At 65.4% G+C, this 17,986-nt stretch carries 14 protein-coding genes; 3 read left to right on the forward strand and 11 right to left on the reverse strand.

The features are described 5' to 3' along the window. Window positions 1–98 precede the first annotated feature (98 nt). Window positions 99–1,577, reverse strand: a complete 1,479-nt coding sequence (locus tag G365_RS0103970; protein WP_019644208.1) for a methyl-accepting chemotaxis protein — start codon at window positions 1,575–1,577, stop codon at window positions 99–101. 160 nt (window positions 1,578–1,737) lie between these two features. After that, window positions 1,738–3,213 carry a methyl-accepting chemotaxis protein gene (locus G365_RS0103975; RefSeq protein ID WP_019644209.1) on the reverse strand — a complete coding sequence of 492 codons (1,476 nt, stop codon included), beginning with the start codon at window positions 3,211–3,213 and terminating at the stop codon, window positions 1,738–1,740. A 347-nt stretch (window positions 3,214–3,560) separates the two neighbouring features. Between G365_RS0103975 and G365_RS0103980 the strand changes: the two genes are divergently transcribed. Beyond that, window positions 3,561–4,004 (forward strand): PACE efflux transporter, encoded by a 444-nt coding sequence (locus G365_RS0103980; RefSeq protein ID WP_019644210.1) that lies wholly within the window; start codon window positions 3,561–3,563, stop codon window positions 4,002–4,004. Between the two features lie 79 nt (window positions 4,005–4,083). Here G365_RS0103980 and ctrA read toward each other — a convergent pair whose 3' ends face one another. Beyond that, window positions 4,084–4,788, reverse strand: a complete 705-nt coding sequence (gene ctrA, locus G365_RS0103985) for a response regulator transcription factor CtrA (RefSeq protein WP_019644211.1) — start codon at window positions 4,786–4,788, stop codon at window positions 4,084–4,086. 314 nt (window positions 4,789–5,102) lie between these two features. Here ctrA and fliI point away from each other — a divergent pair, with 314 nt between their 5' ends. Both fliI and G365_RS0103995 read left to right on the forward strand, forming a co-directional pair. Further along, a complete protein-coding gene (fliI, locus tag G365_RS0103990; RefSeq protein ID WP_019644212.1) occupies window positions 5,103–6,452 on the forward strand; it encodes a flagellar protein export ATPase FliI in 1,350 nt (449 codons plus the stop codon). 13 nt (window positions 6,453–6,465) lie between these two features. Continuing rightward, window positions 6,466–6,891: a hypothetical protein gene (locus tag G365_RS0103995; protein WP_019644213.1), complete on the forward strand. Its 426-nt coding sequence runs from the start codon at window positions 6,466–6,468 to the stop codon at window positions 6,889–6,891. Window positions 6,892–6,918: 27 nt separating this feature from the next. Here G365_RS0103995 and G365_RS0104000 read toward each other — a convergent pair whose 3' ends face one another. From G365_RS0104000 to flhA, 8 genes are all read right to left on the reverse strand, one after another. Then, window positions 6,919–7,839, reverse strand: a complete 921-nt coding sequence (locus G365_RS0104000; protein WP_019644214.1) for a type 2 periplasmic-binding domain-containing protein — start codon at window positions 7,837–7,839, stop codon at window positions 6,919–6,921. Between the two features lie 157 nt (window positions 7,840–7,996). Continuing rightward, window positions 7,997–8,971, reverse strand: a complete 975-nt coding sequence (locus G365_RS0104005) for a substrate-binding periplasmic protein (RefSeq protein WP_019644215.1) — start codon at window positions 8,969–8,971, stop codon at window positions 7,997–7,999. A gap of 242 nt (window positions 8,972–9,213) precedes the next feature. Continuing rightward, complete coding sequence (locus G365_RS24545; protein WP_019644216.1) at window positions 9,214–10,608, reverse strand: DnaJ domain-containing protein; 1,395 nt, start codon at window positions 10,606–10,608, stop codon at window positions 9,214–9,216. Beyond that, a complete protein-coding gene (locus G365_RS20275; protein WP_019644217.1) occupies window positions 10,605–11,045 on the reverse strand; it encodes a hypothetical protein in 441 nt (146 codons plus the stop codon). The genes G365_RS24545 and G365_RS20275 overlap by 4 nt, the downstream gene beginning before the upstream one ends. 166 nt (window positions 11,046–11,211) lie before the next feature. Next, window positions 11,212–13,104 carry a hypothetical protein gene (locus tag G365_RS0104020; RefSeq protein WP_026345073.1) on the reverse strand — a complete coding sequence of 631 codons (1,893 nt, stop codon included), beginning with the start codon at window positions 13,102–13,104 and terminating at the stop codon, window positions 11,212–11,214. Between the two features lie 25 nt (window positions 13,105–13,129). Continuing rightward, a complete protein-coding gene (locus G365_RS0104025; RefSeq protein WP_019644218.1) occupies window positions 13,130–13,948 on the reverse strand; it encodes a MinD/ParA family protein in 819 nt (272 codons plus the stop codon). After that, window positions 13,945–15,708, reverse strand: coding sequence for a flagellar biosynthesis protein FlhF (locus G365_RS24205; protein WP_019644219.1), 1,764 nt, complete (start codon window positions 15,706–15,708; stop codon window positions 13,945–13,947). Before G365_RS24205 ends, G365_RS0104025 begins: the two co-directional genes overlap by 4 nt. A 91-nt stretch (window positions 15,709–15,799) precedes the next feature. Further along, window positions 15,800–17,950 (reverse strand): flagellar biosynthesis protein FlhA, encoded by a 2,151-nt coding sequence (gene flhA, locus G365_RS0104035; protein WP_019644220.1) that lies wholly within the window; start codon window positions 17,948–17,950, stop codon window positions 15,800–15,802. Between the last annotated feature and the right edge of the window lie 36 nt (window positions 17,951–17,986).

Here is a 17,986-nt window from a genome sequence, read left to right on the forward strand (position 1 = left end):
GGGGACACTCCTGAAGTGCAAAATGAGAGTCAGTGCAAAATGAGAACAGCGGCGGGGGCAGCCCCCGCCTCTGCATCCGCTGTCAGGCTGTGGTGCCCTCAGCGGCGGGCCAGAACCTCTGCGGCTTCGCGGGTGCGGTCAAAGGCGCCCCGGGCCTGCCCGATGGCTTCACTGATGGTCAGAACATTACCTGAAACCTGTTCCACCGCCCTGGCCGCTGATTCCATGGTCTGTGACATTGACCGGGTGACGGCGTTCTGTTCCTTCACTGCCGAGGCGGTGCTGACCACATGGCCCCGCACCGTGCCGATGGATTGGCGGATGCTGTCCAGCGCGCCAACCACATCATCGGCGACCTTCTGCACCCCTTCGATCTCGTGAGAAATCTGGCTGGTGGAGCGGGCCGCCTGCGTCGCCAGGGCTTTCACTTCTCCGGCCACCACGGCAAAGCCCTTTCCGGCATCTCCGGCGCGGGCGGATTCAATGGTGGCATTCAGGGCAAGAAGGTTGATCTGGGCGGCAATATTCTGAATGGTGCTGACAATGCCGGACATGGCATAGGTCGCTTCCGACAGGCGCTCCACCGCCGATCCGGCGTCGGCGACCACGGCGGCGGCGGTATCGCTGGCCTCCTGCGACCGCGACATGCTGGCAGAGATCGTGTGGACCGATGCTGCCAGATCCTGCGCCCCGGCGGCGATGCTGCGCACGTTGCCCAGTGTTTCAGCCGCAGCCGACCCGGCGGTATGGGCCAGCGTGTCTGACTGATTGATCGCCCCGTCAATTTCGCTGAAGTTGACCGTCAGCATAGACCGGACCTGATCTAACAGCAGGACCTGTTCGGTGACATCCGTGGCAAACTTGACGATCTTGACCAGACGGCCATCCAGATCAAACACCGGATTGTAGTTGGCCTGAATCCATACCGGCTGCCCGGATCTGGTCAGGCGCTTATACTGCGCCGCCCGGAATTCCCCCTGCCGCAGGTCATCCCAGAACGTGGCATAGCCGGGGCTGTTCTGTTCTGCCGGGTCCACAAACATCCGGTGGTGCTGCCCGACGATTTCGTCCAGCCGGTACCCCAGCAGACCGAGGAAGTTTTCATTGGCAGTGATGACGGTGCCGTCGGGCTGAAACTCGATGACGGCCTGTGACCGCAGGATGGCGTTTACCTTCCCCAGCAGATCAATATGCTCTTCCTTGGTCTGAGTGACGTCGCTGGCATACTTGACGATCTTGTGAAGGGTGCCATCGGCATGCTGTACCGGATTGTAAGATGCCCGCAGCCACACGGTACGGCCGGATTTGGTGATCCGTTTGAACTGGGCGCTTTTGAACTCGCCCCGCCGCAGGTCATTCCAGAACGCATCATAGTCCGGGCTGGTGCGGGTCTGCTCATCGACCAGCAGGCGGTGATTCTTCCCGATCAGCTCTTCTGCCGAATATTCCATCAGGATCAGGAACGGCTGATTGGCGTTCAGGATCGTACCGTCCAGCGCAAATTCGATGACCGCCTGAGAGCGGTTGAGAGCGTGAAGGACTTCTTCCGCCTGTGAGGATGCGCGGCTCCAGAACATGTTTCCCCCCGGACTGTTTGATGGGTTGCGGATGTGTGTCGTATTGATGCCGTGGCGGCGGTGTTGGCGCCCACCTGCCAGAAAGAGATGAAGCGCAGCGGATGATGGGGATGGACCATCCGCCGGATGATCCGTTCCTGTCTTTGCTCTGTCGTCCGGCTTAGCGGGCCAGAACCTCGGCGGCTTCGCGGGTGCGGTCAAAGGCCCCCCGGGCCTGCCCGATGGCTGAGGTGATGGTGTTGACATTGCCCGACACCAGTTCCACCGCCCGGGCGGCGGACTGCATGGTCTGCGACATATCGCGGGTGACGGCGCTCTGTTCCTCCACCGCCGAAGCGGTGCTGACCACGTGATTGCGGACGGTGCCGATGGACTGGCGGATGCTGTCCAGCGCGCTGACCACGTCCCCGGCCACTTTCTGAACCCCTTCGATCTCGTGCGAAATCTGGCCGGTGGCGCGGGCGGCCTGTGTCGCCAGATTTTTCACCTCTCCGGCCACCACGGCAAAACCTTTCCCCGCGTCACCGGCACGGGCGGATTCGATGGTGGCGTTCAGGGCCAGCAGATTGATCTGGGCGGCGATATCCTGAATGGTGCTGACAATGCCGGACATGGCATTGGCGGCATCCGACAGGCGTTCCACCGCATCTCCGGCGTGATCGACGGTGATGGTGGCGGTGTCGCTGGCCTGCTGTGACCGGGTCATACTGGCGGAGATTTCGCTGATCGAGGCCGCCAGTTCTTCGGCGCTGGCGGCGATGGTCTGCACGTTGTTCAGGGTCTCGCCCGCCGCCGATCCTGCGGTATCAGCCAGTGTGTCAGACCGGCTGATGGCGCTGTCAATCTCAGTGAAGTTGACGTCAATCAGTGCCTTAAGATGGTCGAGAAGCTCCACCTGCGCTGTGATGTCGGTGGCAAACTTGACGATCTTCACCAGTGTGCCATCCAGATCGAACACCGGATTGTAGCTGGCCTGAATCCACACCGGCTTCCCGCTTTTGCTGATGCGCTTGTACTGGGCGGCCTGAAATTCGCCGCGCCGCAGATCGTCCCAGAACCGGGCATAGTCGGCGCTGTCATGTTCCGCCGGATCAACAAACAGGCGGTGATGTTTGCCGGTGATTTCCGGCAGGCTGTAGCCCAGCACACTCAGAAAATTGGCATTGGCGGTGATCACCGTGCCATCCACGGCAAATTCGATGACCGCCTGTGACCGCAGGATGGCATTGACCTTGCCGAGAAGGTCGATGTGCTCTTCTTTGGTGGCGGTGACGTCGCTGGCGTATTTGACCACCATGTAGGGCCTGCCGTGGCTATCCAGCACCGGATTGTACGAGGCCCGCAGCCACACCACCTTGCCGGTTTTGGTGATTCGCTTGAACTGCGCGGTCTTGAATTCGCCCCGGCGCAGATCGTCCCAGAAAGCGGCATAGTCCGGGCTGGTGCGGGTCTGCTCATCGAGAAAAAGGCGGTGGTGCTGGCCGACAATGTCGTCGGCGGAGTATTCCATCAGGGACAGGAACTGGCTGTTCGCATTGCGGATGGTGCCATCGAGATTAAACTCGATAATCGCCTGCGAGCGGTCGAGGGCGCGCAGGATGTCATCAGCCTTTTGAGAGGACTTGTTCCAGAACATGATGGGTCTGCTTTTCTGATAATTACTATCAATTACTGAGTGAGTGTGGTCAGTAATTGTCGCGGGTTATATCCTGCGGTTTTGTGACCGGGTATGGTTATAAATATCTAATGTGAGAGGTGCTTTCGTATACGTGGCAAGGCACTGCCATGATATCCTTAAGTGTTTTTAATATTTTGACAGGCTAATTTTCCGCAGTTGCTCCGGGCGGAGCATGGGGTCACTGAATGTATGGTTGATCCCGGGAAGTCGATCTGGCATGGTCCCCCCGTTTGATGACAGGAGGACGGCCTCCCCCATTCTGGGATCAGCAATCGGGACGGCCCGCACACACGGGGCCGCAAATCATGCGCACACCTTTGGACCGTATCCGTCAGGCTGTCAGCTTTGAACTGCTGGGTCTGATGATTGCCACGCCGCTGGGGGCGTGGGTGTTTGATGCCAAGCCCGCCGAGTTCGGGGTGCTGGTCATCATCGGGGCCAGCATGGCAACCGGCTGGAACTATCTGTTCAACTGGCTGTTTGACCATGCGCTGCTGCGCTGGCAGGGCCATACCCGCAAGACCGTACCGCAGCGGGTGCTGCATGCCGTGGCGTTCGAGGCCGGGCTGACGGTCGGCTTTCTGCCGGTCACGGCGTGGTGGCTGGGCATCGGCCTGTGGGACGCGCTGCTGGTCGATATCGCCTTTTCAGCGTTTTATCTGGTCTATGCCTTCGTCTTCACCTGGGCCTATGACACGGTCTTCCCGGTGCCCGCCCCGGTCCCGGTGACAGAAGACAGCGCGGCCTGAAGCACAGAAAAAGACCGGGCGGCAGAGGGGATCTGCCGCCCGGTTTTACCGTCATACTCTGTAAAGGGGCAGGGCGTTCTCAGCCCACGGCCTTCGCCTGTTCCGGCTGGCTGGGGTCGCGCAGCACATAGCCACGGCCCCACACGGTTTCGATGTAGTTGTCACCGTCAGAGGCCTGCGCCAGCTTTTTGCGCAGCTTACAGATAAACACGTCGATGATTTTCAGTTCCGGTTCATCCATACCGCCGTACAGATGGTTGAGGAACTGTTCCTTGGTCAGCGTGGTGCCCTTGCGGATCGCCAGCAGCTCCAGAATGCCGTATTCCTTGCCGGTCAGGTGCAGCGGCTTGGTGTCGATGGCGGCGCTGTGGGTATCCAGATTGACGTTCAGGCGCCCGACGGACACCACCGACTGGGCATGGCCTTTCGACCGCCGTACGATTGCCTGCATCCGGGCCACCAGCTCCGCCCGGTCGAACGGCTTGGTCAGATAGTCATCGGCCCCGACGCCCAGACCGCGCACCTTGCGGTCGGAATCGGACAGGCCGGACAGAATCAGCACCGGCGTTTCCACCCGGGCCGCCCGCAGCTGGCGGATCACGTCCAGACCATCCATGTCCGGCAACATCATATCCAGCAGAATGATGTCGTAATCGTAAAGCTTGCCGATCTCCAGCCCGTCTTCACCCAGGTGCGTGGAGTCGACCACCCATTGCTCCTTCCGGAGCATGAGTTCGATGGTTTGACGCATCGACGGATCGTCTTCGACGACTAAAACGCGCATTCCAGCCCCTGTTTTACAGACTGTTAGGGAGAAACAGGCCACCTCCGGCATCAGGCTTTTTACTGGCCTGAAGCGGGCCCTGACTCTAAAAAATCAGGCACTGTGGTCTGTCGCGGCACAGGTCCGTGTTATCCCCGGTTAACCCGCCGTTAACGATAGGGTGCTTGACTCAGTCTGGCAAGGGTCTAAGCCATCGGATATCTGAGTTTTCTGATCTTTTTCTGATCCGGCTGGGCCTTGTTTCACAACAGAAATGTGCGTCGCCGATTCTTCTTTTGTTATTTCCGTCCTTTATCTGTCCCGGAGTCCCCCGCGTGAGCAGTCTGGTCCGCAATTTTCTGACCGAGCTTGGCCGTATTCCCGATCATCAGGTGTTTGGCCGGGTGGTCGGGGTGCAGGGGCTGCTGGTCGAGGTCGGCGGGGTGCAGTCGGCGGTGTCGGTGGGCGACCGCATCATGGTGATGGGCCGGGCCGGAAAGATGATCCCGACTGAAGTGGTCGGGTTCCGGGAAGGGAAAACCCTGCTGATGCCCTTTGGCAGTGTCGATGGCATCAGCCTTGGCGCGCGGGCGGAAGTGGTGGCCGGGGCCCCGTCGGTGCAGCCCCATGTCAGCTGGCTGGGCCGGGTGGTCAATGCGATGGCGGAGCCGGTGGACGGGCTGGGGCCGCTGCTGCAGGGGCCCGCCGCCTATACCATCCGCAACAATCCGCCGTCGGCCCACAGCCGCCAGCGGGTCGGCGGCAAGCTGGATCTGGGCATCCGCTGTATGAACATCTTCACCACCTGCTGTATCGGGCAGCGTATGGGCATCTTTGCCGCCTCCGGGGTGGGGAAGTCGTCGGTGATGTCGATGATGGCCAAGTTCTCCTCCGCCGATATCATTGTCTGTGGCCTGATCGGCGAACGCGGGCGTGAGGCGCGGGAATTCATCGAAGACGATCTGGGCGAAGACGGGCTGAAGCGGTCGGTGGTGGTGGTCGCCACCTCTGACGAGCCGCCGCTGATGCGCCGTCAGGCCGCCTATCTGACCATGGCGATTGCTGAATATTACCGCGATCAGGGCCTGAATGTGCTGTGCCTGATGGACAGTGTCACCCGCTTTGCCATGGCCCAGCGTGAAATCAGCCTGTCCGCGGGCGAGCCCCCGGCCAGCAAGGGCTATACCCCCACCGTGTTCGCCGAGCTGCCGAAACTGCTGGAGCGGGCTGGTCCGGGCGCACGCGGGCAGGGCAATATCACCGGCCTGTTCACCGTGCTGGTGGAAGGCGATGACCATAACGAGCCGATTTCCGACGCCGTGCGCGGTATTCTGGACGGCCATATCGTGCTGGAACGCTCCATCGGTGAGCGGGGCCGCTATCCGGCGATGAACGTGCTGCGGTCGGTGTCACGAACCATGCCGGGCTGTAATTCGCCCGAGCAGAACGATCTGGTCCGCACCGCCCGCAAGATCATCTCGACCTATGAGGATATGGCGGAACTGATCCGGCTGGGGGCCTACCGCGCCGGATCAAACGAAGAGGTCGATACCGCCATCGAGCTGTATCCCCGCATCGAAGAGGTGCTGCGCCAGCGCAAGAACGAACCGACCGACCTGCAGACATCCTACACCATGCTGGCACAGGCGATCGGCATGGAACCGCCGCCGCCGCAGATCGGGTAAGGGGTAAAACCGCATGGCCAAGGGCCTGAAGGGTGTCATCCGCCTGCGGAAGTGGGATGTCGATGAAAAGCGCCGCATCCTGCGTCAGCTGCATGAGCGGGAAGACCAGATCCTTGATTTCATGCGTCAGCTGGAAGAGCAGGTGAAGGCCGAGGCGGAACTGGCCCGCCGCGACAGCACCGGGGCCGGGTTTACCTTCGGTGCCTATGCCCAGTGGGCCCGGAGGCAGCGGCAGGACCTGGAGACGGTGCTGGCCCATGTGCGGGTGGAGATCGGGCAGGCGCAGGATGCGGTGGCCGAAGCCTTCAAAGAGCTGAAAACCTTTGAAATCGCCCAGGCCAACCGCGAGGCTGCCGCCAAGGCCGAGCAGGACCGCAAGACCCAGATCATGCTGGATGACATCGGTCAGGAATCGCACCGCCGCCGCCAGAAGACCTGACGGCCAGACCGGCGGCGTTGGTCACTGTCACCGTGCCGGCAGCGATGGCAGGGACAGCAGCAGCCCGGGCGGGGCGTTGGCGGTCGGGCCATGCGGGTCGGGGTCGGTCAGGTCAATCCGGGTCCGTCCGCTGACCGTCAGGCTCTCAAGCGGCGGGCCGTAATACCCGTAAAACAGGCTGTCGAAGCGGCCGCTGTCCACCGCCCGCCGCAGGCCGGTCTCAAGGCGGTGGTACAGGGCCGGCTGTTCCCGGCTGACATACAGGTACTGGGCCACCGGCAGGTGCACCAGCAGCGACTCCTCGATCCCGATGTCAGGCATGTCGGCGGCGATGTTGACCTGTTCCTGCTGGATGTCGGTGGCGCCGCGCAGGATCATGTCGATCCGCCCCCTCTGCAACATCGGGTACAGGTCTCCTGCCGTGGGCAGAACATCCACGGTCAGCCCGTTGTGGTGCAGGATATCGGACATGTACCACCCCAGCACGCTGCCGATGCGGATTTGGCGCAGGTCATCAACGCTGCGGATGGCGCTGAAGCGCCCGGTATCCGCGCGGCGGATCTGCCCGATCCGGAAGCCCATCAGTCCACGGTCCACCGGCAGGCTGATCCGCAGGAACCGCCGGTCGTAGGCGTTGGTGCCCGGCATCAGGAAAACGGAGATCCGGTCCCCGCGGTCCAGTTCCGCCTCCACCCGCCGCCGTTCCAGACTCCGCTCATCGAGATCAACCCGTGACGGGCCGAACTCGGCGGTTTCGGCAAAGGCCAGCTCCAGCAGGGCGTGGGTATAGGTGGCGAAGCGGGCGGTCACGGGGTTTGGGGCCGGGGTCCGTGCCACCAGCACCTCTGCGGTGCGGCTGTGGGCCGGGCGGGCGGGCAGTGTGGCCCAGGGCAGGGCTGCCAGCAGGCCAAGGCAGTGACGTCGGGAAACCGGAGAGGAAAGCCGCATGAGGATGGTCCTGCTGTTTCCGGCATCGGGGGGATGCGAACCGCTTTTCAGTCAAGAGCTTACAGGCAGACGGAACGGAAACACAATCACCGGAAGCGCCCGGTTGTGCGCTTATACTTTATCGCTGAAATATGTACCTTGGGTTGTGAGTGTGGCCTTACCACGTCTGGGCCTTGGCCCCCGGCATCCGCAGCGGCAGACGCAAAGACGGATCCATCATCAGGGTCGGCAGATGCGGATCGGGGACTGACAGGTCGATGATGTGGCGGCTGTCCAGTTTCAGGGCATCCAGATCATGGCCGAACCACTCGCGGAAGACGGCCTCAAAGCGCCCGTTGGTCATGGCCCGGTGCAGTCCGGTCTGAATCCGCTGGTGCAGGGCAGGGTGGGTGGGGCTGACGTAAATGTAGAAAGCCAGCGGCATCCGCAGCAGCAGGCCGGTTTCAATCACGGTCCCGGAATAGGCGAAGTGCATTTCCGCCTGTTCCCGCACGATCTCGGTCGCCCCGCGTGAGATCAGGTCAAGGCGGTTGCGGACCAGCATCCGGTACAGGTCTTCATAGACCGGCACCACATTGGTGGTCAGGCTATTGTGTTGCAGGATATCGGTCAGGTGCCAGCCGAGAACGCTGCCGATGCGGATCTGGCGCAGATCATCCAGTGTGCGGAGTTCGGCGAACCGGGCCTGATCTTCGGCCCGGATCACCCCGACACGCAGCCCGAGCAGGCCACGGTCCGCCGGAACATCAACCCGCAGGAACCGGCTGTCGTAAGCATTTGTGCCGGGCATCAGGTAAACATTCAGGCGTGTGCCTTTTTCCAGCTCGGCCTCAATCCGCAGCCGTTCCTGTGGGGCGGTGGCGAACACCACATGGCCCGGCCCCTGCTCCGGGGTTTCGGAAAAGGCGAGCTCGATCAGGGCCTGGGTGTAATAGGCCCGGGGGTCGTCATCCATCTGCGGTGCGGGAAAGCGGGCGATCATCGGCGGGCCAGCCACGGCTGGCCGGGTGGCGGCAGGGGCCTGCGCGGCAGCGGGCCGCTGTGCAGCCTGCACCGGCATGACAAAAACAGAGAGAAGCAGGGACAGCAGGGCTGGCAACAGGACCGGCAGCGTCCGGGCGGTGGAAGGCATTATGATCCATAACAGGCCTGACACAACAGGCAGGCCATAACAACGCAAGGGGCAGGCGGTGGGCGCCCGGTCAGGGGATGCAACAGGGGCACAATAACAGGGCCGGGCACCAGACGGCCTGTTGCATCAGCATATCAGGTTAGTTCTATGGTGTCTGAGTCCGAACAATCGTATCCCGACTTATGGGGTAGGATATCCGATGGTATTGCTCCGGTCCGGTGGAGGCGGGGGGCAGGGGAAAATCAGGGGCGGCCGAGGCGTTTCTGCTCCCGTCGCAGCGCTTCGGCGCGGGCCGGGTCGGTCAGGATCAGGGCCCTGCTGCTGATAAAGCCGGTGCGGCCATCGACTGTCTGCACCCGGGCCCACTGGCCGTCGCTGGCGACCTCATTGACCATCACGGTTTCGCCGGACCCCAGCAGCAGCAGGGTCTGGAATTCCTGCCCCGGCCCGGTGCGCAGGGCGGTGGCGGCGACCCGGATGTCGTGATACTGCCCGGCCCGCACCCCACCGGCGGAGAGGGAGACGACCGGCGGTGGTGCTGCGGCGGACGGTGTTGGCGGCGCCGCAGGGCTGGCCGGACCCGTCACCGGCGCACCCGGCTGTGTCACCGCCGTCACCGGCTCGGCGGGGGTGCCGTCCGTCTGGGCGCCCGGCCAGAACAGCAGGGCCAGCACCACAATCAGCACATAGACCGGCAGCAGTTGCAGCAGTTGCAGGGCGCTGGCCCCGCGCCAGCGGTCTTTCAGCGGCGGCAGGGTCTGGCCGGGGGCGGCGGCGCGGATGCGGGCCAGTATCTGGTCGGTCTGCAGGCGGCTGACGCCGTCGGGGGAAAACATCTGCGCCTGCAGGGCGATGGCATGGGCCATCATCGGGTCGTTCTGGCTGAGGAAGGCCTGTGCCTGCTGCATCAGCAGGGCGTGGTTGCGCTGTCGGGGCAGACGCCCGCCGCGCAGGGCAATGCTCAGGGCATGGATGGTTTTCAGCGGCCCGCGCAGCGACCACCAGCCGGTCAGCCAGCAGCGGGCGGCGACCTTCAGGGCCTTGCGGTCAGCGCAGGCCCGGCAGTAGATGCCCTCCTGCCAGTGTTCGCGGGTGTGGCGCAGGGTGCCGGTGACGGTCAGGAATTCCACAAAGCGCGGCTGGGCCGCCACCTTGCCGCAGCAGCAGCAGGCCACCGGCGGCGCGGCGGTGCGGCCCGGGGCTTTGTGGGCCGGGGCCGGGCGCTGCTGGGTGCGGGCCTGCGTCTGGCGATAGGCCCGGGTCGGGTCGCCGTCACGCGGGGACCGGCTTTGCGCCCGCGTGCCGCCAGAGGACGCCCCAGAAGAGGCCCCGGAGGATGTACTGTGACGCGAGGACTGACGGCCCGCTGCGGCATCGGCCCCGGCTTTTCCCGCCCCGGTGCGGCGGCTGTCATAGGCTGCCCGGCGGGCCGGATCAGACAGCACCTCATAGGCGGCAGTCAGGCGATGGAACGCCTCTTTGGCGCCGGGGTCCGGGTTGCGGTCAGGGTGCAGATCCTTCGCCCGGCGGCGGAAGGCACTTTTGACCTCTGCCGGGCTGGCGGTGGGGGCGATGCCCAGCAGGGCGTAAAAGCCGCGCGGGTCTGCCGGGTCAATGTCAAACCGGCCTGCGGTCATCCGGCGGCCTCCGGCAGGGGCACGACCGGGCGCAGCGCGCAGGACAGGGCCTCGTCCGTATACAGGCGGTTCAGCAGATCCGGGTTGGCCCAGCCGGGCTGGCGTTCCTCCAGCCGCACCCGGTGGCTGTCCGTGCCGGTGGCGCGGGTCACCGTCACCTCCAGCCAGCGGGGCACCAGCTGGTTGGCCAGATCAGACAGGACCGCAGCGGCCAGCCCTTCGGGGATGTCGGCGGCAAAGCCCTGCTCCGGCTGGTCCAGCACGGCGGCATAGGCCTGCCACGCCCCGGGGGCCAGCACGTGCCGGTCCGGCACGAACCGGGCCTGCACCCGGGTGCCATCGGCCATCGGCCGCGACAGCACAACCACGGCATCCAGCCCCGGCGCCGGTGTCGGGCGGGTCAGCAGAGGGGCGCGGCGGAACTCTGGGTCGGTCATGGTCTCGGGTGTAGCCAGAAAGAAGCAGGGATCAGGACAGCAGGCATGCGAGTATCATTTTTTTGATCCGCCGCACACGGGAAAGTAAGGGCCAGACTCAGGGGGCCAAACTTAGAGGGCTAAACTTGGGGGGCCAGACTTGGGGGGCGAGACACAGGGGCCAGACTCAGGCGGTGAAACCCCCGGCCCCGCCTGCGGTCCGCAGCGACGGCGGTAGCGCCTCCACCGGGCCGGGAAAGGTGGCGGCAACCTGAAACGACAGGCTGCCGGTCAGGCCCATGGCCTCCGCCGAGGTGCTGAACAGGCCGAGGATGTCGCGCCGGATCACGGGGTCCAGCGCCCGGCTGGTGCGCACCAGCAGCGACAGGCGGCGGCTGCCGGGCTGCCCGTGCGGCCCCCCTTTATACAGGCCGTCAAACTGCATCGGCCCCAGCCGCGACAGGTCGAGCGCAAACAGGAAGCGCACGCCCCCACCCCGGCCGCCGCCGCTGCCGGTGCCGTCTTCTTCCACCGCTTCGCTGCCGGTGCGGCGGGTGACCAGCGTGATGCGGTCAATCTGGCCGCCAAAGCCGAACGGCAGGTTCATCACCCGCCAGTCGCCGCCGCCATCCCGGGCCGGGCGGACGGTTTCGCGGGTGGCGTCCTCGACATCCTTCAGCAGGGCGCGGCCCTTGCCGTCGGGCCTGTCCAGCGCCTTCAGCGGGCGGTCCCCCAGCCAGCCTCTGGGGTCGGCGCTGCGGGCTGCCCCGGCCACCGCCATCATGGTGGTGACCATCCGGGCATCCGGGGCGGGGATCGCCCGGGCCAGCGCCTGCGCCGCCTCGGCATCTTCCTGCGCCAGCAGATCCAGCGCCTGACTGAGCGCGCCGAAACCGGGGGCCGCCCCGGTCCCGGTCAGTGCGGGGGCTGCCGCCCCGGCCTGCGCCGGGGTCGTCACCGTCATCACATCAAGGGTCACATGGCTGTTGACCGGCAGCGGCGAGCGGACATCCAGCAGCAGGCTGCCCTGCGGTGTCTGGATCAGGGCCGTTCCGCCGCCGGGGCTGGCGGTCACGCTCCCCTCCAGCGACAGCAGCGGGGCCGCCCCGGACGAAGGCGGCGCGGTCAGCGGGCGGGTGCCGTCGGGCAGCTGCACCGCCGTCAGCCGGACCTGCGCCTGTGCGCCGGGCTCAAGGAGCGGGGTTGACGGGGCCGATGGGGTCGGGGCCGGATGGTCGCCGGTGGCGGCGTCAGCGACCGCATGGGCGGCATGGCGCAGGGCGGCAAACAGGCCGTGGGCGGTCAGTGCCCCCCCGGCGGGGCCAGCCCCGGGCACCGGCGCGGTCTGTGGCGCGGGGCCGGTCGGTCCGGCACTGCCGGGGGCAGCCGGACCCATCGCCGCAGGCAGGGCCGCCCCGGCGGAGAGGGGGCCGGACTGTGGGCCGGTGATGATGGTGGCGGTCAGGGTCTTGCCAAGGCTGAGGGCGACAGCATCGCCCTGATTGGCCGCCTGCAACAGGCTGCCGGGCTGGCGCAGGCCATGAGCGGGGTCAAAGCCGGGCAGGCCGGGGGGCTGGAGGCCGCCGGGGGCGGTCCCGGCCAGCCCTGTCCCGACCAGTCCTGTCCCGGCAAAACCGGGCGCGGTCAGGCCGGGGGTGTTAAGGCCGCTTCCGGGGATTCCGTTTCCCGGCATTCCGTTTCCGGGGATTCCGCCACCGGGCAGCACCGCACCGGGTAACGCCGAACCGGGCAGGGCTGTTCCGCCGGGCAGCAGCAGCGGCTGACCGTTGACGGCAAACAGCCGGAACGACACGCCTTCGCCGGGGGTGCCGGTCAAAATCAGGGTCAGGCTGCTGTTGGCGGGCAGGGCGGGCAGGCCACCGCGCAATGTCAGCGTGCCATAGCGGCTGTCGGCCTGCACCTGCCCCCGCACCAGATCAGTAAGGGTGGTGACCTCAATCCGGGTTCCGGCAGGCAGGCTGCGCAAGGCGTCGGGCACGTCAGAGGCAATGACCGGGGCCGCCGCAGGGGCAGGCGCTGCCGCCGCTGCGGGCGGCGGTGCTGAGGGTATAGTGCTCATGCCCGGCCCCCTGTGTCAGACGGCGTCAGTCCGCCAGCAGCTTGTCGGCGATTGCCTCGACATCCATCGCCGCCTCGGCATTCGGCGAGCGGATCAGGATCGGCGTCTGATTGCGGATCGCTTCCCGCACCCGCATGTCACGGCGGACGATGCCGACCAGCGGCGGGCTGAACTTCAGGAAGCCTTCGCAGGCCTTGCGCAGGGTGGCATAGGTCCGCTCGCCTTCGCGGGTCGAGTTGGCGGCGTTGACCACCACGCGGATGTCCGCCCCCGGCCGTTCCAGCGCCGTCACCTTGATAAAGGCATAGGCATCGGTGAGGGATGTCGGCTCGTCGGAGGTGACGACCAGAATGGTCCCGGCGGCCCGGGCGAGCTGGCGCACGCTTTTTTCCACCCCGGCCCCCAGATCAATGATCACCTTGTGATAGGCGGTGGCCATCATCGACAGGTCTTCCGCCATCAGCTGCAGGCGCGACAGCGGAATGTTGGCCAGCGAGCCGGAGCCCGACCGCCCGGCGATGACATCAAACCCGCCGCGGTCGTAATGACTGCACGCCTGCGTCAGGGTGACCTTGCCGGTGACAACGCTGCCCAGATCCAGCTTCGGCATCAGGCCGAGCTGGATATCGACGTTGGCCAGCCCGAGGTCACCGTCAAACAGCAGGGTCTTACGACCCCGCAGCGCCAGCGCATGGGCGAGGGTGATCGAGAACCACGTCTTGCCGACCCCGCCCTTGCCGGAGGCCACGGCAAGAACATTGCGGCCACGCGAGCGCACGCTTGACCCCGGCGCCAGGGACGGCGCCAGAAGCTGGGTTTGGTCGTTGGGGAGCTGGGTGCTCATCCGCGTGCCTCGCTGGTATCACTGTCTGCATCAAGGAAAGAGAAGAAATCTGGGCTCTTTTCCGGTTCCGGATCAGGCATATTACGCATGTCTTCGCCCGGTCCGCCATAGCCGGAAGTAATCGGCTGCGGCTGGCGCAGGCGGGGCAGCGGGGCCGCCGCCCGGGGGCGCTGCTGCGGATCCTGCCCCTGATCCGGGCCTGAACGCAGGCGCGGCATGCGCGGAACATCAGCCGCCGCCGGGTTTTGCGGCTGCTGCTGCTGCCCGTATGCTGCGCTGCGTTGACGCGGTGCAGCGTAGGGATCCTGCGGCTGGGCCGGTTGCCCATAGGGGCCACGCTGCGGGGCGGCCTGTCCGCGCCCGGCAACCGGCTGGGCGGCATAGGCTGCCGGGTCATACCCCGATCCGCCATAGGGGGATTGTGCGCTGCGGGCCGAGTCGTAGTCCGAAGGACTATAGGGGGCAGCGGCGTATCCACCCCGCTGCGGGGCGGCCTGTCCGCCATAGGGGTCGGTGCCGTATCCGGCACCATACCCGGCGGGATCATCATTCAGATCCGGGTCGGCATAGGTCTGGGCTGCCGGGGGCATGCGCGGCGGGCTGGCGGCGGGCTGGTCATAATCCCCGTCGCCGTAGCCGTCAGCATAGGCCCCGTCATACTCCTCACCGCTATATCCCTCACTGGCATACCCCTCACTGGCAGCGGCGGAAACCGCCCCGGCATAGGCCTGTGCCTGCTGCGGTGCCGACGGAATCGGCACGGCGGCAGAGCGGCGGGCCGACCAGTCATCGGGGGCGGCGGCCACCGATTCCTCTGACGGCGGCACCAGCAGCCGGGCCATGGTCACCGGGGTGATCGAACACAGGCCGTTGGCCACATGCGGGTTGATCGACACATCGCTGAACATGAACTGCCCGGCGTCGGCGGCGGCCAGCACCGCCCCCAGACGGCGGGTCATGTCCAGCCGGGTGGCCAGCAGGCGGGTTGCCCCGGCCTGCGCAAAAATTTCCGCCACCTCAGTGGCTTCCATCGGGTCGCCTCCGGCAGCCAGCACCAGCACCGCCTCGACGCTGACCGCATGGGTCAGGGTGTTGAGGTAGCCGATATCCTCGCTGCTGAAAGGGTTCAGGCCGGGGGTGTCGATATAGACCAGATCACTGATCTGCGTCGCTTCGGCCACCATCGCTTCCAGACTGGAGGCCCCGCGCGCCTTTTTCAGCTCCACACCGAGGATGCTGGTGAAGGCCGACAGCTGCTCCATCGCCCCGGCCCGCACGGAATCGGCGGTGATGACGGTGACACTGCGCCCCGCCAGCCGGGCCCGGGCCGCCAGCTTGGCGACGGTGATGGTCTTGCCTGATCCCGGCGGACCGACCAGCATCACCGGGGTTGGTGACTTGCGCGACGGCAGCGCGGCAAAGGTGAACAGCTCGTCCATCGCCCCGGCGGTGGCCATGGTGGCGTCGGCGGTGTCGATGCTGCGGGCGGCGGCCAGCATCCGTTCGCACAGGCGCGGCGGCACCCCGTGATAGACAAGGCAGTCGCGGATGGTCTCGTTGACCGGCGACAGGGGCGCGCCGCTTAAGACCTCGGCGATTTCCTGATCGCTGGTGGTTTCCTCCAGAGCGGCGGTGATGCGCACGCCCTGCCCGCCACTGGCGCGCTGGGTGGAGACGATGATGGCATCGTCCCCCAGTTCGGCGCGCACCAGTGCCATTGCCTCTGACATGGTGACAGCGGAGTAACTCTTCAGGCGCATCGGCGGTCTCCCGGTTCCGTCCCCCGCTCAGGGCGGGGGGTGCGCTTGCAGGGTACCGGCATCTGCCGGATCAGGGTCCAGGGCCCGGACATCAGATCTGTCCCAGAGTCTTGATGCGGGCCTTGGGGTGGATTTCGTTCTGGCTCATCACCACCGTCATCGGCCGGAACCGTTCAACGATGGATCGGACATAGGGGCGGACCATCGGGCTGGTCAGCAGCACCGGGGTTTCGCCCTGCATGGCAAAGCGTTCAAAGGTCTGGCGGGTGGTGTTGATGAACTCATGCAGCTGGGTCGGCGGCATGGCAAGCTGCTTTTCCTCGCCCTGACCGATCAGGGATTCGGCGAAGTTCTGTTCCCAGTCCGGCGACAGGGTGACCAGCGAGATCACGCCTTCGTCATCAGCATTGGCATCGCAGATCTGGCGGGCAAGGCGCATGCGCACATGCTCGGTCATCAGCATGACGTTGCGGGTCATACCCGACCCTTCCGAAATCCCTTCCAGAATGGTCGGCAGATCGCGGATCGAGATGCGCTCGCCCAGCAGGTTCTGCAGGATACGCTGGACGGCGTTGACGCTGATCTGGGCCGGGATCATGTCGGCGATCAGCTTCTGATGTTCTTTGTCCAGCTCGTCCATCAGCTTCTGGGTTTCGGCAAACGACAGCAGCTCGGCCATGTTGTCACGCACCACTTCCGTCAGGTGGGTGGTGATGACGGTGGCCGGATCAACGACGGTATAGCCACGGAACAGCGCTTCCTCGCGGTTTGACGCCTCAATCCACACCGCCGGCAGGCCAAAGGTCGGTTCGCGGGTTTTTTCGCCCGGCAGGGTGATTTCCTCGCCCCGGGGGTCCATCACCAGCAGCATGTTGGGCCGCAGGTCGCCGCGCCCGGCCTCCACTTCCTTGACGTAGATGACATAGGCATTGGCGGCCAGCTGCATATTATCCTGAATACGGACGCTGGGCATGACGAAGCCCATTTCCGTCGCCAGCGCCCGGCGCAGGGATTTGATCTGGTCGGTCAGCCGCTGGTTGCCGCCGCCCGAGATCATCGACAGCAGGCCGTAACCCAGTTCCAGCCGCACCATGTCCAGCCGCAGGGCGGTGGCGATCGGTTCTTCCGCCACCGGGGCCTTCTGCTGCTCGGCCATCGCGGCCATTTCGGCGGCCTTAAGCTGTTCGCGGGTCTGCTTGCGGTCGGTGTAATAGGCCGCTGCCCCGGTGATACCCGCCAGCAGCAGGAACGGCAGCGCCGGGGTGCCGGGCAGCACCGCCAGCAGACCGGCAACGGCGGACGCCATGCCAAGGGCCTTGGGGTACTGGGTCAGCTGGCCGCCCAGTGCCTTTTCCGTGCTTTCGCTCAGACCGGCCTTAGAGACCATCAGACCGGCGGCGACTGAGACGATCAGCGCCGGGATCTGGCTGATCAGGCCGTCGCCGACGGTCAGACGGGTATAGGTGTCAGCCGCCTGCGAGAACGGCAGACCGTTCTGCGCCATGCCGATGATCATGCCGCCGACGATGTTGACGGCGGTGATGATCAGACCGGCAACGGCATCGCCGCGCACGAACTTCGACGCACCGTCCATCGACCCGAAGAAGTCCACTTCCTTCTGCAGGTCAAGGCGGCGCTGGATCGCCTGCCGTTCGTCGATCACCCCGGCGGACAGGTCGGCGTCAATCGCCATCTGCTTACCGGGCAGCGCATCAAGGGTAAAACGGGCCGTCACTTCGGCGATACGGGTTGACCCCTTGGTGATCACCATGAAGTTGACGAGGATCAGGATCAGGAAGACGATCACCCCGATCACGAAGTTGCCGCCCATGATGAACCCGCCGAACGCCTGAATGACGTGACCGGCAGCGGCGGTGCCCTCATGCCCGTATTGCAGGATCAGGCGGGTCGATGCGAGGTTAAGCGCCAGGCGGAACAGGGTGGTGACCAGCAGAATGACGGGGAAGCTGTTCAGCTCCATCGCTTTCTGGATGAAGATCACGGTCATGAACACCAGCACCGAGATCGTCAGCGACAACGCCAGCATGATGTCGAGGAACCATGGCGGCATCGGGATGATCAGGATGACCAGCACCATCGCCATACCGATGGCCAGCGCCAGATCGCCCCGCTTCAGCAGGCCCAGGGCCGCACCGCGCACGGCATCCGCGTTCAGCGAAAACCGTCCGCCGCCCGCCTGGGCAGCGCCGCCATCTCCTGTCTTGCCGGTATCGTCGGCCATTCGGTCCTCGTTGACTGTCTTCCCCGGTCAGACCGG

Origin of the sequence: Novispirillum itersonii subsp. itersonii ATCC 12639 (assembly GCF_000381985.1) — a bacterium.
GTDB lineage: Bacteria > Pseudomonadota > Alphaproteobacteria > Rhodospirillales > Rhodospirillaceae > Novispirillum > Novispirillum itersonii.